The 14303-nt window shown below is 68.1% G+C and carries 15 protein-coding genes and 1 pseudogene; 5 read left to right on the plus strand and 11 right to left on the minus strand.

Annotated elements, in window-relative coordinates:
- Positions 1–22: 22 nt before the first annotated feature.
- The 5 genes from aroE to RD110_RS25100 all read right to left on the minus strand — a co-directional run bounded on the left by aroE (position 23) and on the right by RD110_RS25100 (position 3683).
- The gene (gene aroE, locus RD110_RS25080; RefSeq protein ID WP_076203288.1) at positions 23–844 is read right to left on the minus strand and encodes a shikimate dehydrogenase; all 822 of its coding nucleotides are present in this window, start codon (positions 842–844) and stop codon (positions 23–25) included.
- Positions 845–1036: 192 nt separating this feature from the next.
- Positions 1037–1516 (minus strand): MaoC family dehydratase, encoded by a 480-nt coding sequence (locus RD110_RS25085; RefSeq protein ID WP_076203291.1) that lies wholly within the window; start codon positions 1514–1516, stop codon positions 1037–1039.
- 19 nt (positions 1517–1535) lie between these two features.
- Positions 1536–2318: a sugar phosphate isomerase/epimerase family protein gene (locus RD110_RS25090; protein WP_076203294.1), complete on the minus strand. Its 783-nt coding sequence runs from the start codon at positions 2316–2318 to the stop codon at positions 1536–1538.
- Positions 2319–2322: 4 nt separating this feature from the next.
- Complete coding sequence (locus RD110_RS25095; RefSeq protein ID WP_204250007.1) at positions 2323–2736, minus strand: VOC family protein; 414 nt, start codon at positions 2734–2736, stop codon at positions 2323–2325.
- A 17-nt stretch (positions 2737–2753) separates the two neighbouring features.
- Positions 2754–3683 carry a ketopantoate reductase family protein gene (locus tag RD110_RS25100; protein WP_076203296.1) on the minus strand — a complete coding sequence of 310 codons (930 nt, stop codon included), beginning with the start codon at positions 3681–3683 and terminating at the stop codon, positions 2754–2756.
- Positions 3684–3853: 170 nt separating this feature from the next.
- On the opposite strand from RD110_RS25100, the gene RD110_RS25105 reads away from it, so the two are divergent.
- Positions 3854–4696: an amidohydrolase family protein gene (locus tag RD110_RS25105; RefSeq protein ID WP_076203299.1), complete on the plus strand. Its 843-nt coding sequence runs from the start codon at positions 3854–3856 to the stop codon at positions 4694–4696.
- Here the strand turns inward: RD110_RS25105 and RD110_RS25110 are convergent.
- Entirely contained in the window at positions 4693–5727 is a 1035-nt protein-coding gene (locus RD110_RS25110; RefSeq protein ID WP_157900323.1) for a Gfo/Idh/MocA family protein, read from the minus strand. The two genes, RD110_RS25105 and RD110_RS25110, sit on opposite strands and share 4 nt — an antisense overlap.
- A 128-nt stretch (positions 5728–5855) precedes the next feature.
- Here RD110_RS25110 and RD110_RS25115 point away from each other — a divergent pair, with 128 nt between their 5' ends.
- Positions 5856–6836 carry a LysR family transcriptional regulator gene (locus RD110_RS25115; protein ID WP_076205650.1) on the plus strand — a complete coding sequence of 327 codons (981 nt, stop codon included), beginning with the start codon at positions 5856–5858 and terminating at the stop codon, positions 6834–6836.
- Here RD110_RS25115 and RD110_RS25120 read toward each other — a convergent pair.
- The 4 genes from RD110_RS25120 to RD110_RS25135 form a co-directional block, all read right to left on the minus strand.
- Entirely contained in the window at positions 6782–8554 is a 1773-nt protein-coding gene (locus tag RD110_RS25120; RefSeq protein ID WP_083686573.1) for a sensor histidine kinase, read from the minus strand. The two genes, RD110_RS25115 and RD110_RS25120, sit on opposite strands and share 55 nt — an antisense overlap.
- 62 nt (positions 8555–8616) lie before the next feature.
- Positions 8617–9609, minus strand: a complete 993-nt coding sequence (locus tag RD110_RS25125) for a M14 family metallopeptidase (protein WP_076203304.1) — start codon at positions 9607–9609, stop codon at positions 8617–8619.
- Positions 9606–10592 carry a Bug family tripartite tricarboxylate transporter substrate binding protein gene (locus RD110_RS25130; protein ID WP_076203306.1) on the minus strand — a complete coding sequence of 329 codons (987 nt, stop codon included), beginning with the start codon at positions 10590–10592 and terminating at the stop codon, positions 9606–9608. Before RD110_RS25130 ends, RD110_RS25125 begins: the two co-directional genes overlap by 4 nt.
- 118 nt (positions 10593–10710) lie before the next feature.
- Complete coding sequence (locus RD110_RS25135; RefSeq protein ID WP_076203309.1) at positions 10711–11613, minus strand: LysR family transcriptional regulator; 903 nt, start codon at positions 11611–11613, stop codon at positions 10711–10713.
- Between the two features lie 152 nt (positions 11614–11765).
- On the opposite strand from RD110_RS25135, the gene RD110_RS25140 reads away from it, so the two are divergent.
- Positions 11766–11966 (plus strand): hypothetical protein, encoded by a 201-nt coding sequence (locus tag RD110_RS25140; protein WP_157900324.1) that lies wholly within the window; start codon positions 11766–11768, stop codon positions 11964–11966.
- Positions 11967–11981: 15 nt separating this feature from the next.
- On the opposite strand, the gene pyrF is transcribed toward RD110_RS25140, so the two are convergent.
- Positions 11982–12809: an orotidine-5'-phosphate decarboxylase gene (gene pyrF / locus RD110_RS25145; protein WP_076203314.1), complete on the minus strand. Its 828-nt coding sequence runs from the start codon at positions 12807–12809 to the stop codon at positions 11982–11984.
- A 60-nt stretch (positions 12810–12869) separates the two neighbouring features.
- Here pyrF and RD110_RS25150 point away from each other — a divergent pair, with 60 nt between their 5' ends.
- Entirely contained in the window at positions 12870–13226 is a 357-nt protein-coding gene (locus RD110_RS25150; RefSeq protein ID WP_076203315.1) for a hypothetical protein, read from the plus strand.
- 176 nt (positions 13227–13402) lie between these two features.
- A pseudogene (locus RD110_RS25155) lies at positions 13403–14224 on the plus strand (iron ABC transporter substrate-binding protein); the annotation flags it as partial.
- Between the last annotated feature and the right edge of the window lie 79 nt (positions 14225–14303).

Consider the following 14303-nt stretch of genomic DNA (forward strand, 5'->3'; position numbering starts at 1 on the left):
TCGCGGGGTCGTCAGCCTGGGTTCAGACCAGCGGCACGGTCAGCTTCTCGATCACGGCGCGCGTATCGGGCCGCATGCCACGCCACCATTCGAAGGCCTCGGCCGCCTGCTCGGCCAGCATGCCGACGCCGTCGGCGAGTTGCTTCACACCGGCGTTCTGCGCCAGCCGCAGGAAAGGCGTCAGCCCCTTGCCGTAGGCCAGTTCATAAGCCAGCTCGCTCGAGGCGAAGACGCTGGCCGGCACCGGCGGCAGTTCGGCACGCAAGCTGGCCGAGGTGGCGTTGAACACGATGTCGAACTGCCGGCCTTCCAGGTCGGCGTAGTCACCAAAGCCCACGGCACCCTGCCCCGCGACGGCGGCCGCGAGTTCACCCGCCTTGGCCACGGTGCGGTTGGCGATGAAAAGCGCCGCCGGCTTCTCGGCGAGGAAAGGCAGCAGCGCGCCGCGCGTGGCACCGCCGGCACCGAGCACCAGCACACGCTTGCCAGCCAGGGCGCAACCCAGGTTGTGCACCACGTCGCGCACCAGGCCCACGCCGTCGAAGTTTTCGGCCATTACGCGGTCGCCTTCGAACTTCATTGCATTCACCGCGCCGGCGAGCCGGGCACGTTCAGAATGTTCCGTCGCATAGGCGAAGGCGTCGAGCTTGAAGGGCGCGGTGATGTTGAGGCCGCGGCCACCGGCGGCGCGGAATGCATCCACGGCCGCCTTGAAGCCGCCGAGCGGGCCTTCGATCTTGGTGTATTCGATGTCCTGCCCCGTGACTTCGGCGTACATGCCGTGGATCAGGGGCGACTTGCTTTGGGCGATGGGATTGCCGATGACGGCGTAACGGTCGGTCATGTGTGTCTCTTGATGGGCTTCGTCGCGCACGGCCCCTGCTGGAGGCGGTTGCTGCACGCTGATCGCTCAAAGCGCCGACGCCGGACGGGACTCTAGCGATTTATCCGGCACAAATGAAGCATTCTCACGGTTGAATGCGCGATTAACGATCGCAATCGATCGACTATCGCGCATTACACGGGTTTTTACTAGTTAGTACGTTCCTGGGCGGCGCGGAATCATCAGCCGGTGTTCGCCCTTCTGCACCACCTGGCCGTGCTGGTTGAACAGTTCCGACGGCAGCACCACGATGCCCCATCCCGGCTTGCTCTTGCTCGCCCGCATGCTGCCCACGGTGAAGCGCACCTGCAGCACGTCGCCGATCTTGATCGGCAGCAGGAAGTCCCAGGTCCAGCCCAGCGACATGCCCGGCAGGAAGCGGTATTCGCACTGCGTCTTCAACCCGTCGGCCACCGACAGGCCCATCAGGCCGTGGGCCACGCGGCAGCCGAAGTGCGAGGCGTTGGCATAGGCCTCGTCCACATGCACCGGCGTGTAGTCACCGGTGAGTTCGGCGTAGGCGTCGATGCGCGCGCCGGTCACCTCGTAGGTCGGGCTGGTGCAGCTGTCGCCCTCCCGCGCGTCGTCCCAGTAGCGCTCGGGGGTGGTGAAGTTGAATTTCGGAATGATCATGGTGTGTCTCCTGTGGATGTCAGAGGTCGAAGCTGCGCAGGAAGGCCAGGCTGTGCCGCATGGCGGCCATCGGCTCGCCCTGGAAGCCGCATTCGCCGGACAGCAGTCCGTCGTAGCCGCTGGCCTTGAGCTGGCGCATGAATTCGGGATAGTCGTAGTCGCCGGTACCCGGGTTGAGCCGGCCGGTGTCCGCCAGATGGATGTGCCGCACCCAGCCGGCGTTGCGGGAGAGGGTCGACAGCGGCTCGTCTTCCTCGTGCATGTGATAGAAGTCCGCCAGGCCGCGTACCTCCGGGCGGCTGAGCTTTTTCGCCAGTGCCACGCCTTCGGTCACGCTGTTGATGAAGTTCGATTCCTTGCGGTTCAGCGGCTCGATCACGAGCGTGGTGCCGCCGCCCTTGAGCGCATCGGCGCACCACGACAAGGCTTCGAGGAACTGCGCCTCGGTGCGCGCACGGCTGCCGCCTTCGGGCACGTTGCGCGTCCAGCCGCTGCCCAGCACCACGGTCCGCGCCTTGGCCAGCGCCAGGATTTCGACCACGCGGTCGAAGTAGCTGCGGATGCGCCTTTCGTCCACCTGGGTGCCCACCAGCCGGAAATCATGCGGGAACAGGTAGCTCATGGCCAGCGCCGGCAATGGCAGCTCGCGCACCTGGGCCTTGGCTTGCGCAAAGGCCGCGTCGTCCTCCAGCCCCAGCGGGACCAGTTGGACCTCGATGTAGTCGAGCCCGGCCGCCTGCATGTCGGCCGCCCGGTCGATGGGGCCGCACCAGCCAATCTTCCAAGGTGTCTTGTGCGACATCGCGTCAGGCCCGAGGGTTCACGGCCAGCACCTCGGCCACCGCATTGCCGCTGGCCTGGATCAGCTCCACAGCCAGGCCATCGGGCAACTGCAGCCAGTTGTGGCCCTGGGGCAACGTCGTCACGCCCCAGCTTTTCGCGGCTTCGAGCGCGCCGGGCAGGTCCTGCACCATGATGCCGAGGTGGGCCAGCCAGCCCGCATCGTTGCTGGGCGGCGCTTCGAAATCGGGCGTGCTCATGAGTTGCATGCCGCCGATGGTCCAGTACTGGCGCGGGGCTTCTGTGGGGCCGTCGATCTCGCGCACGTCCATGCCGAGCACTTCGTAGAAGAAGTCGATGTGCCACTGGATGTCTTTCACGCGCACGGCGACGTGTTCGACGTAGGACTTCTGCACGTCAGGTTTTGCCTTGGTTTCCAACTTGTCTCCTTCGGTTTCTACTTGCCGAGCAGCTTGCGCTCGACGCCCTTGACACAGGCCACCAGGGCCAGATTGGTGGGCGTCGGCACGCCGTGCTTGCGGCCCCAGCGCACCACGGCACCGTTCACGTAATCGACTTCGGTGACCGAGCCTTTCTCCAGGCTCTGCAGCATCGACACCTTGAATTCGGGCGGCAGGCCGGCCGAGGCCTTGACCCAGGCCTGGCGCGGCTCGGTGGTGCTGAGCCGCACGCCGGCCGCGCGCGCCACGGCCATGGCCTCGGCCACGGCGGCCACGGCGCAATCCTCGATCTCGGGCACGTCGTAGAGGTCGCCGTAGGTCAGGTGCGTGACGGCGCCGAGCGCACCGGTGGCCACGTTGACCAGCAGCTTGTCCCACATGGTGCCGAGGATGTTTTCGCTGACCTCGCAGGCCAGGCCAGCCTGGTTGAACGCGGCGGCGATGGCTTGTGCGCGTTCGCTGAGGTGGCCGTCGAGCTCGCCGATGATGGTTTCCTTGCCCTTGGTGCCGGCAATGATGTGGCCGGGCGCGAGCATCACGCCGCCAGCATAGGTCTTGCCGGCCAGCACATGTTCGCGGCCCACCACCTCGGCCAGGATGTCCTCGTGGCCCAGGCCGTTCTGCAGCGACAGCACGACGGTGTCCGGGCCGACGATGCCGCGCGCGGATTCGATCACCGTGCGGGTGTGGAAGGACTTCACCAGCACGATGACGAGATCGACCACGCCGATGGCGTCGCAGTTCGTCGCCGCGCGGACCGGAACGGTGCGGTCCACGCCGGCTTCGCGCATCAGCAGGCCGCGCTGCAGCATCGCATCCACATGCGCCTGCCCGCGGTTCACGAGCCACACTTCGTGCCCGGCTTCGGTCAGCACCCCGCCGATGGCACAGCCGAGCGCACCCGCGCCCAATACACAGATCTTCAAACGATTCTCCCGCTGGCAACACGCCGGCAATGGAGGCGGATCGTAGGAGGCGCACATCGGGCTGTAAATGCGGGGCCCGCAATGTGCGCATTGCATTCGGCAATGCGGGCTTGCCGCGACAATCGGGCGCACTCGCCTTCGCGAACCCTTCCCCTCCGAGGAGAAATGTGATGACCGGCCCCGCCACCCAGATTCCGATCGCCCAGCCGAAAATCGACTGCCACGTGCACGTGTTCGATCCCGTGAACTTCCCATATGCGGAAGACACGTTCTACCGCCCCAGCGGCCACGAGCTGGCAACGACCGATGCGCTCGAACATGTGATGGCCTCGCACGGCGTGCAGCACGCGATGATCGTCGGCCCCAACTCGGGCTACAACCTGGACAACCGCTGCCTCCTCGATGCGCTCAAGCGCGGCGCCGGCAAGTTCAAGGGCGCCGCCGTGGTGCGCAACGACATCGGCCGCGGTGAGCTGCAGGACCTGCAGGCGCAGGGCGTGATCGGGGTGACGCTGAACGCCGCATTGCTCGGCACCGACTTCTTCCTTGACGCCGCGCCCCTGCTGCAGCACCTGCGCGACCTCGGCCTGTGGGCCGCGGTGCAGGTGCAGCATGACCAGCTGGTCGCCATGCAGCCGATGCTGGTGGACAGCGGCGTGCAGCTGGTGTTCGACCACCTGGGCCGGCCCGACCCGCAGGCCGGCGTGGGCCAGCCGGGCTTCGCGGCGCTGCTGCAGCTGGCCGGGACGGGCCGCGCAGCGGTCAAGCTGTCGAGCCTGGTGAAAACCTCAACACAGCCGTTCCCGCACCGGGACGCTTGGCCGTATGTGCAGGCGCTCCTCGAGGCCTACACGCCGCAGGCGCTGGTGTGGGGCTCGGACTGGCCGTTCCTGCGCGCGCCGGCCCGCATCGACTACGGTCCGCTGCTCGACCTGTTCGGCCAACTCGTGCCGGATGCCGCCGCGCGCCAGGCGATCCTGTGGGACACACCGAAGCGCCTGTTCGGGTTCTAGCCGCCGGTAGGCAGCGCGACCCAGCCGCCGCTGCGGCTGGACGCAAACAGCGCCTCGATGGTGCGCAGCGTGCCCAGCGCGTCCTCGATCGGCCAGCTCGGCACCGCTTGGCCCAGCAGCAGGCGCGAGAAGCGTTCGACTTGCAGCACGTACTGGTTGACCGGCTCGAATTCGAGGCTTTGGTTGGGAAAATAACCCACGCTGGTGTGGTCGCCCACCTCGATGTGGCAGGCCGTGGGCCGCGCCTGCGCATACGGAAAATCAAAACGCAGCCAGCCGTGGCCGCCCAACACCGAAAGTTGCTGGTGCGTGCCCCAGCCGTCCGGCCCGGCTTGCGTGGCCACGGTGAGGGCCGCATGGGCGTCGCCGTAGTCGAGCAGCGCGCTGCTGACCCGGTCGATGCGGAACACCGGGTCGTATTCGAGCGCCGCCACCACGCGCAGCGGCGGGCGCTTGAACACCAGGTTGCAGGCGCTCACGGCATAGGAGCCAAGGTCATAGAGCGCGCCGCCACCGGCGTTGGGATCGTTGCGCACGTCCTTGGGATCGAGGAACTGCTTGGCCAGCGTGGCGTGCGCGGCGCGCACCGGGCCGATGGCATCGGCGGCCAGCAGCTCGTCGAAGCGGGCCCACTGCGGATGGTTGCGAAAGCCGAAGCCTTCCTCGATGTGTTTGCCGGTGCGGTCGCGCACTTCGCAAAGCTGCTGCACCTGGTCGGCGGTGAGGCACAGCGGCTTTTCGCACAACACATGTTTGCCCGCCTCAAGGGCGCGCACCGACCATTCGAAATGCAACTGGTTGGGCAGCGGCACGTAGACGGCGTCGATCTCCGGGTCGTCCAGCAAGGCGTCGTAGCTGGCGTAGACCTTGGGAATGCCGAGCGCCTGCGCCGCGGCCTGTCCCTTGGCCAGGTCGCGCGAAGCCAACGCCATCAGCGTGGCGCTCGGCGCAAGTTGCAGCGCGGGCATGGTGCGCTGGGTGGCGATGGCGGCGGCGCCGAGCACGCCCCAGTGAATCGTGGTTCTGGCCATGGTGTCTCCGTCAGGTGGTGGAACTCGCGTCGCCCGCATCCTAGGCCAGACCGGACCTGCCGCCCATGCGATGGCTGCAATACACTGCATTTCGTTTCCTGATGCCGCCTGCCTGGCAGGCGCCGCCCATGACCGACAACGACCCCAACCTGCTCGATCCCAAGCTGCTGCGCCTGCTCGACCTGCTCTACACCACGCGCAGCGTGACCCGTGCCGCCGAGCAGTTGGGGCAAAGTCAACCGACCGTGAGCATCTGGCTCGGCCGGCTGCGCCGCCAGCTCAACGATCCGCTGTTCGTGCGCACACCCGAAGGCATGCAGCCCACCCCGCGCACCGACGCGTTGATCGTCACCGTGCGCGAGGTGCTGGAGGGCCTGCGCCGGCTCGCCGAATCGCAGGCCTTGTTCGACCCCGCGGCGTCGACGCGCGAGTTCCGCATCTTCATGACCGACGCGAGCCACATCACCTTGTTGCCGCGGCTCTACGCCCACGTGCGCGCGCTCGCACCGCATGTGCGGCTCGAAGCCGCCACCATGGATGCGCGGCTGGTGCCGGCGCTGCAGTCGGGCGAAGCCGATCTGGCGCTCGGCCTGGTGCAACCGCTCGAAGCCGGCATCGAGGCCGGCTTCTACCAGCAGACCCTGTTCGAGCAGGACTGGATCTGCCTGTGCCATGCGCGCCATCCGCGCATCGGAGATGGCTTCACGCTCGACGACTACCTGGCCGAGGCCCATGTCGGCATCGTCTCGGGCACGGGCTACCAGCTGCTCGACGCCGCCCTCAAGGGCCTCGGCGCGGAGCGGCGCGTGATGCTCGAACTGCCGGGCTTCCTCGGCCTGGCGGCCATCCTGTCGAGCAGCGACCTCGTGGCCACGCTGCCGCGCCAGATCGGCCGCACGCTCGCCGAAAGCGCGGGCCTGCGCCAACTGCCGTGCCCCCTGCAGATCCCGTCGTTTTCGGTGAAGCAATACTGGCATGCGCGCTACCACCACGATGTGGCCAACCAGTGGCTGCGCGGCATCTGCGCCGAGTTGTTCATGCGGCGCGATCCGCCTCAGGAAACCAGGTCGGGCCCGGTGCCCAGGCTCAGCCGCAGCCGCGTGCCCTGACCCGGCGCACTGGTGATGGACAACCGGGCGCCCACCAGTTGCGCCTGCTCGCGCAGCCCGACCAGGCCGTAGTGGCCGGGATGGGGCGCGTCGGCGTCGAAGCCGACGCCGTTGTCGGCAATGTCGAGCACGAGTTGGCCGCCGTCTTCGTCCCGCAGTTGCACACTGACCTCGGTGGCGGCCGCATGCCGCTCGATGTTGCGCAAGGCTTCCTCGGCGATGCGGAAGACGGTCTCGGCGCGGGTGTCGGCGAACACGGCTGCATTGGGGTCGGCGCCGTAGGCCACGGCCAGGCCGGTACGGCTGGTGAACCGGGCGATGGCATCGGCCAGCGCGGGGCCCAGGCCGAGGTCGCGCACCCCGTTGAAACGCATGCGCAGGATGGCGGCGCGGGCTTCGTTCAGCCCTTGCTGGGCCGCCTCCTCGGCGCGGGCAAGTTCGTCGGCCAGCGCCCCGGGGTCGTGCTGGTGCAGCCTCCTCAGGATGCGCACCTCCGCCAGCATGGCCATCATCGAATGCGCCAGCGTGTCGTGCAGGTCACGCGCGATGCGCAGGCGTTCGCGCACCACGGCGGCGTAGCGCGTCTCCTCGGCCAGCCGCTCGACCTCGCGGGTGCGCGCCTGCACACGCTGTTCGAGTTCGGCGGTCAGCCGGGCCAAAGCATCGCGCTCGCGGCGCAGCGACTGCAGCAGGGTGTCGAAGGCCCGCCCCAGGTGGCTCACCTCGTCGTTGCCGCGCGGCACCGCGATGCCCTGTTCGGCCTGCGGATCGACGGCCTGAACCGATGCCGTGAGCCGCGTCAGCCGGCGCGTCACCCGGTCGGCCAGTGCGATGCCGGCCAGTGCCGCCACGCCGCCCAGGCCGAGCGACCACCAGAAGATGCGGCTGCGTTCGGCATCGGCGCGGCGTGTGACCTCGGCCTCGGGCCATTGCAGCAGCACGCGCCAGCCCAGGGTCTGCAGGCTGCCGCCGGCGCCGGGCGGCACGCTGGCCGAGGCCGCGGCTTCCTCCGGTGGCGCGGGCCGGCCGAGCAGGGCCGGCGGGCCGATCAGCACGCGGCCCGCCGCGTCGAGCAGCAATGCGCTGCTGCCCTCCAGCAGCGGCACACGCTGGCGCAGTTGCGCCGCGGCGTCCACCAGCCAGCGCCATTCGAGGCGGGCGCCGATCACGCCGATGGCGCGCCCCTCGGCATCCCGCACCGGCATCGCCAGCGCGATGAAACGCGCCGGCACCGTATCGGACGGGTCGACCCCGATCCAGGCGCCGTGCAGGCCCTCCCGAAACCAGGCCCGGCCCGCAACGTCACCGGGCGGCGCGTCCGACGCCGGTGCCGTGGAGGTCGAAGTCAGCAAGCGCCCGGTCGCATCGGCCAGGCCGATCCAGGCCAGTTCGGGATAACCGGCCTGCAGATCGCCGAACACCACGGACAGCCGCTCCGCGTCCTGCCGCAACAGGGCACGCGGCACCATCGCCGCCGCGGTGCGCAGCGGCTGTCGCCGTTGCGCCAGCGCCGCATCGAGACCGCTGGACCACTGCTGCGCCGCATTGGCCGCACGTTCGCTGCGCTGCTCCAGCAGCGAATCGCGGGCCAGGTCGCCCTCCCACCAGCCGGTCATCCCCGCCAGGCCGATCAGCAGCAGCGAGATCAGCCAGCCGATGGAGGTGGCAAAGCTGCGTCGGGGATCGAAGATGAAGCGGAACGGCATGGCGCGGGGCATGGGCCATTGTGCCAATGCCGGCGCGTAGCCGGGTGGTGGCGCCCGTGCCGTGCACCGTGCCGCTAGAGTGCCCGGCGCGTGGCGAATCGCACCACGGTCACGCCCGCGCGGGCCTGGCGTGTAGAAGGCATCACCAGCACACAGTCGTCGTAAGGCGTGCACACCGGCTCGCCGTCGTTGTCGCCGATCACGGTGCCAGCCTTGGCGATCACCTCCAGGCCGGTATAGGCTTCCTTGAACCGGAAGTTCGCACTCCGGGCGACGACCGGGCCGGTCACTTCGAGGGCCCACTGGCGCGGCGCATCGGGCTGGCGCCAGCCGGGCAGCAGCGAGGCGGCATCACCCTCGTCCAGGGTACCGGCCGCCTCCAGGAAACGCACGCACTGATCCTGCGCCACGGTCCGGCTGGCGTGCTCGCCATGGAAACCGCATTCGATCAGCAGGGAACGCGTGCCGTTGTCCTCCACCGCATCGGCATGGGCGAAACGGCCGAAGTCGCGCATGCGCACGCCGTCCTTGTGGCCAGCGTCGATCACCACGTGCTCGGGTGCGCGCATCTGCCGCGCCAGCGCCACGTTGCGCATCGACGGGCCGGTGAGCGACAGCGGCGCGCTCGGCTCGTGCATGGAGTGCAGGTCGAGCAGCCAGTCGGCCGCCTCGACGAAGGGCCGCAGGGCCGCGGCGCGGCGGCGTTCCTGGGTGTTGGCGTCCAGCAGGCGCTCCGGGATCCATTGGCGGTTCATGTCTTCATCGACGAAGCGCGCGGCGTCGTGGCGGGCCGGGTCGAAGCGGTCGAACGCGGCCAAGTTGCAGAAGGCCAACATCAGCACGCCACGGCGCGGGCGCACGCCGGCTTCGAGCAGGCCCTTGAGTGCCCAGGCGCCGCACAGTTCGTTGCCGTGGATCAGCGCGGTCACCATCACCGTGCGTCCGGGCTGGCCCGAATCGGAGCGCCACACACCCTCGGTGCCGGTGTTGCCGGCGCGCCAGCGGGTGATGTCGGGCGCGGGCAATTCGAAAGACAAGGACACTCTGGCTCCGTTCACTGGCTTCATTCCTTGATGTTGGCGAATTCGACGATCTTCTTGTACTTCGCAACCTCGTCCTGCAGGAAACGCGCCACGTCGGGCTTGCCGCCACTGCCGGCGGCCACGGTGGAGCTCGAGGCCTCCATCTTCTTGCGGAAATCCGGCGACTGCAGGGTTTCGTCGAGCGCCTTGCGCAACTTGGCCGCGATCGGCTCGGGCAGTTTGGCCGGGCCGAGCAGCGCGAACCACACGCCGATGTCCATGCCCTTGAGTTGCGGCGTTTCGGCCAGCGCCGGGATGTCGGGCGTCACGGCGGATCGCTTGGCCTCGGTGGTACCGAGCGCCACGACCTTGCCGCTCTTGATGTGCGGCAAGCCGCTGGACAACACGAACACGCCGAAGTCGAGGTTGTTGCCGAGCAGGTCGTTGGTCAACGGCGCCACGCCGCGGTAGGGGATGTGGGTCATGAACACGCCGGCCTGCTGCTTGATCATCTCGCCGGCCAAATGCAGCGAGGTGCCGACGCCGGAGCTGCCATAGCTGTATTTGCCCGGGTTCCTCTTCACCAGATCGATGAATTGCGCCACCGTCTTCACGCCCGAACCCGTGGAAGCCACCAACACCAGCGGCTGCGAGGCGATCAGGCCGATCGGGGTGAAGTCCTTGATGTCGTATTTGGTGGCCGGCGTCACCAGCCGGCTGATGGCCACCTCGTTGCTCGCGCCGACGAGCAGGGTGTAGCCGTCGGGTGCGGCATTGGCCACCTTCTGCGCGCCGATCGCGCCGCCGGCGCCGCCGATGTTCTCGATCACCACCGGCACGCCGAGGCGGGTGGAGAGTTCGAGCGCCACGGAGCGGCCGGTGAGGTCGGTGGAGCCGCCGGGCGGGTAGCCGACGACGATGGTGATCGGCCGCGTCGGCCAGGCCGGGGCCTGGGCGTTGGCGCAAGGGCCGGCGAGAAACGTCACCGCCGCGAGGGCGGCTTGGATGCTCAAAGAAGAAAGGCGCATGGCGTGGGTCCTTGGGTGCGGGCAACGTGGGCGGAAGCGAATCCTCGGCCATTGTTGGCGTTCCCGCGCCGCTCCGGCGTGCCGAAACGGCACGGTATCGTGCCAAAGGAAACCCGTCTCAGCGATCCGTCAGCACTTCCCAGACCGCTTCGGCAAACGGTCCGAGCCGGCGCTTGGGCCGGTACAGCCAGACGTCGTAGCCCACCTCCATACCTTTGTCGCCCGCATGCGCGAGCCGGCCCGCCTTGCAGTCGGCGTGCACCATCGACCATGGCAACCAGGCCACCCCGATGCCTTTGAGCGCGTATTCGTAGGTGGCGTCGGCCGAATCGCTCTCCACCTGGCGCAGCAGCCGTGGCGCGAGGCGGTTGTTGGCCAGGTGGTCGGCCACCAGCCGGCCCAGCGCCAGTGACTGCGCATAGGCCAGGTAGGGCACCGGCGCCGCATCGGCGAAGGTGTGCAGGGGCCGGCCCTGCACGTCGGCGCGCGCAACCGGCACCAGCCGGTCGCTGGCCACGGTGACGTGGGTGAACCGGCGGGCATCGAGTGTCACGGCCAGCGCCGGGTGGTGGTAGACCAGGGAAAAATCGGCTTCGCTCTGCTCGAGCAGGCGCACGGTTTCGGCCAGTGCACGGGTGGTGATGCGCAATTCGCCGTCCTTGAGCACGGGCTTCAATTGCACCAGCCAGTCGGCCACCAGGGTGCGCGCCAGGGTGCGGCCGGTGGTCAACGTGGCGCTGCGCGCCTGCCGGCCAGCCAGGCCATGCAGCTCCACGCGCGAGCCGTCGAGGTCGCGTGCCATCTGCTGCGCCGTCTCCAGGAACCGCGTGCCGGCCGCCGTCAACAGCACCGGGCCGCCCGCGCCGGCGCTGCGGTCCACCAGCGGCGTGCCGGCCCAGGTTTCGAGCGCACGGATGCGGCGGCCGAACGCCGGATGCGTCACATGGCGCAGTTCGGCCGCGCGCGTGAAGCTGCGCGTCTCGGCCAGCGCGGTGAAGTCTTCAAGCCATTTGAGTTGCATGTCAGTGGCGCCCGGCCGCCCGCAGGCACGGACGCGCCCCCGCAGGGGGCAGCGATACGCAAAGCGATGAGCGTGGGGGTGGTTTCATGCTGGACGTGGTTTTCGGGCGGAATCCGGCGCATGATGGCAGACGGGCGCGAAAGGAGACTGCCATGAAACCGGAACAGGAACGCTTTTGGGAAGTAGACCTCGTCGCGCTGCTGGTTCAGTGGTGGAAGGACATCGCCATCTTCGTGGCCACCGCGCTGACCTTCGTGGTGCTGGCACTGCCGGTGATCATCCCGGCACTGATCATGTGGTTCCTGTTGTCGATCAACTTCACCATCAACGGGGGGATGACCCTGCCCCCGTGATGCTATCGACTCGGCCTAAGCCGCGCGGGCGGCGCGCAGCGTATCGCGCGTCTTGATCGCCTCGCGCCGCGCCGCATCGGCGAAATCGTCGCCGGCCGACGCGTACAGGATCGCCCGCGAAGAATTCACGATGATCTGCCCCTCCGGCCGCCAGCCGGCCTTGACGGTGGCCAGCGCGTCGCCGCCTTGCGCACCCACGCCGGGAATCAGCAGCGGCAACGTCGGCGCCAGCGCGCGCACGCGCTCGATCTCGGCGGGGTAGGTCGCGCCCACCACCAGGCCGAGCTGGCCGTTGAGGTTCCACGGGCCCTGCGCGAGCCGCGCCACATGTTCGTACAGCAGCGGTTCGCCGGGCACGCTGGACAGCCGCTGGTTCTGCAGGTCGTCGCCGCCCGGGTTCGAGGTGCGGCACAGCAGGAAAGCACCCTTGCCGTGGTATTGCAGGTAGGGTGCGACCGAGTCGAAACCCATGAACGGCGACAGCGTGACCGCGTCGGCACCGTAGCGCTCAAAGGCCTCGATCGCATATTGCTCGGCGGTGGAGCCGATGTCGCCGCGTTTCGCGTCCAGGATCACCGGCACGTGGGGTGCGGCACTGCGCATGTGGCGCATCAGCTTTTCGAGCTGTTCCTCGGCGCGGTGCGCCGCGAAATACGCGATCTGCGGCTTGAAGGCCATGGCCAGGTCGGCCGTGGCGTCGACGATGCGGGCGCAGAAATCGAAGATCCGGCCGGCATCGCCCTTGAGCGAGGCCGGAAAACGCGCCGGATCGGGGTCCAGGCCCACGCACAGCATGGAGCCGTTGGTTTGCTCGGCTTGGCGGAGCATGTCGAGAAAGGTCATGGCCCGATTTTAGGTGACGGCCCGGGCAGCGAGAATCGGCCGTCCCGATCCCTGCCCATCATGCCCAGACCTGCCGCCCCCGAGCCGAAGCCGCCGCGCAGCCACCACTACCATGTCTACGTGGTGCTGCTGTCGGACGAGGTATGGAACAGCGCGCGCTTCCGCAAGGCCAATCCCGGCTACCAACTCGGCAGACCCTTCGTGTATGTCGGCATGACCGGGCTGGACCCGGACATCCGTTTCGACAAACACAAGGCCGGCATCCAGGCCAACAGCTTCGTGCGCGATTTCGGTTTGCGCCTGCTGCCAACGCTGTCCGAGCGTTACAACCCCATGCCCTACGCCGCGGCGCGCGACATGGAGATCGAACTGGGCATGGTGTTGCGCGCGCGGGGCTACGGTGTCTGGCAGGCTTGAACCGCGCTGTTGCCCCAGGAGCACGACCACCGGTGAGCGCCAAAACACCGCATTTCGAAGCGGTTATGAATCCGCCCTAAAATTCCAGATGCAAATAATTTCTATTTGTCATTTGACGGCTTTGGCCGGGCGCAAGTACTGAGGCGCGCCCACCGGCATTTTTTCGAGGTGTGTTCATGAAATTTTCCCTTCCGGGCATTGCTCTGGCAATTTCTGCGCTGGTCGCGCCGCTGGTTGCCCTGGCGCAGTCTTCCGCCGACGGCATCGTCGTCTACAACGCCCAGCACGTCACGCTGACCCAGGCCTGGGCCGACGGTTTCACCAAGGAAACCGGCATCAAGGTCACGCTGCGCAACGGCGGCGACACCGAACTCGGCAACCAGATCCTGCAGGAAGGCGCGGCCTCGCCGGCCGACGTGTTCCTCACCGAAAACTCGCCGGCCATGGTGCTGGTCGACAACGCCAAACTCTTTGCACCGCTGGACGCGGCCACGCTGGCCGAAGTACCCGCCAACTTCCAGCCCGCGCACGGCCGCTGGGTCGGCATCGCCGCGCGCAGCACGGTGTTCGTCTACAACAAGAGCAAGCTCACCAGCGCGCAACTGCCCAAATCCATGCTCGATTTGGCCGACGCGGGCTGGAAGGGCCGCTGGGCCGCCTCGCCCACGGGTGCGGACTTCCAGGCCATCGTCAGCGCACTGCTCGAGCTCAAGGGCGAACCGGCTACCGTGGCCTGGCTCAAGGGCATGAAGGCGAACGCCACCGCCTACAAGGGCAACAGCACGGTGATGAAGGCGGTCAACGCCGGCGAGATCGACGGCGGCGTCATCTACCACTATTACTACTTCGGCGACCAGGCCAAGACCGGTGAGAACAGCAAGAACGTCGGCCTGCACTACTTCCGCAACCAGGACCCGGGCGCCTTCGTCAGCATCTCCGGCGGCGGCGTGCTGGCGTCGAGCAAACGCCCTGCGCAGGCCCAGGCCTTCGTGAAGTGGGTCGCGGGCAAGGGCGGGCAGGAGATCCTGCGCACCGGCAACGCCTATGAATACGCGGTGGGCAAGGGCGAAGCTTCGA

Origin of the sequence: Rhodoferax koreense (genome assembly GCF_001955695.1) — a bacterium.
Taxonomy (GTDB): Bacteria; Pseudomonadota; Gammaproteobacteria; order Burkholderiales; family Burkholderiaceae_C; genus Rhodoferax_B; species Rhodoferax_B koreensis.

What these genes read in the sequence shown, in the direction of transcription:
- RD110_RS25115 (WP_076205650.1), top strand. Translation starts at nt 5,856, where the DNA reads ATGACCGACAACGACCCCAACCTGCTCGATCCCAAGCTGCTGCGCCTG.
- RD110_RS25150 (WP_076203315.1), top strand. Translation starts at nt 12,870, where the DNA reads ATGCCCAGACCTGCCGCCCCCGAGCCGAAGCCGCCGCGCAGCCACCAC.
- RD110_RS25130 (WP_076203306.1), bottom strand. Translation starts at nt 10,592, where the DNA reads ATGCGCCTTTCTTCTTTGAGCATCCAAGCCGCCCTCGCGGCGGTGACG.
- RD110_RS25085 (WP_076203291.1), bottom strand. Translation starts at nt 1,516, where the DNA reads ATGATCATTCCGAAATTCAACTTCACCACCCCCGAGCGCTACTGGGAC.
- RD110_RS25135 (WP_076203309.1), bottom strand. Translation starts at nt 11,613, where the DNA reads ATGCAACTCAAATGGCTTGAAGACTTCACCGCGCTGGCCGAGACGCGC.
- RD110_RS25120 (WP_083686573.1), bottom strand. Translation starts at nt 8,554, where the DNA reads ATGCCCCGCGCCATGCCGTTCCGCTTCATCTTCGATCCCCGACGCAGC.
- RD110_RS25125 (WP_076203304.1), bottom strand. Translation starts at nt 9,609, where the DNA reads ATGAAGCCAGTGAACGGAGCCAGAGTGTCCTTGTCTTTCGAATTGCCC.
- RD110_RS25090 (WP_076203294.1), bottom strand. Translation starts at nt 2,318, where the DNA reads ATGTCGCACAAGACACCTTGGAAGATTGGCTGGTGCGGCCCCATCGAC.
- RD110_RS25110 (WP_157900323.1), bottom strand. Translation starts at nt 5,727, where the DNA reads ATGGCCAGAACCACGATTCACTGGGGCGTGCTCGGCGCCGCCGCCATC.
- RD110_RS25140 (WP_157900324.1), top strand. Translation starts at nt 11,766, where the DNA reads ATGAAACCGGAACAGGAACGCTTTTGGGAAGTAGACCTCGTCGCGCTG.
- aroE (WP_076203288.1), bottom strand. Translation starts at nt 844, where the DNA reads ATGACCGACCGTTACGCCGTCATCGGCAATCCCATCGCCCAAAGCAAG.
- pyrF (WP_076203314.1), bottom strand. Translation starts at nt 12,809, where the DNA reads ATGACCTTTCTCGACATGCTCCGCCAAGCCGAGCAAACCAACGGCTCC.
- RD110_RS25105 (WP_076203299.1), top strand. Translation starts at nt 3,854, where the DNA reads ATGACCGGCCCCGCCACCCAGATTCCGATCGCCCAGCCGAAAATCGAC.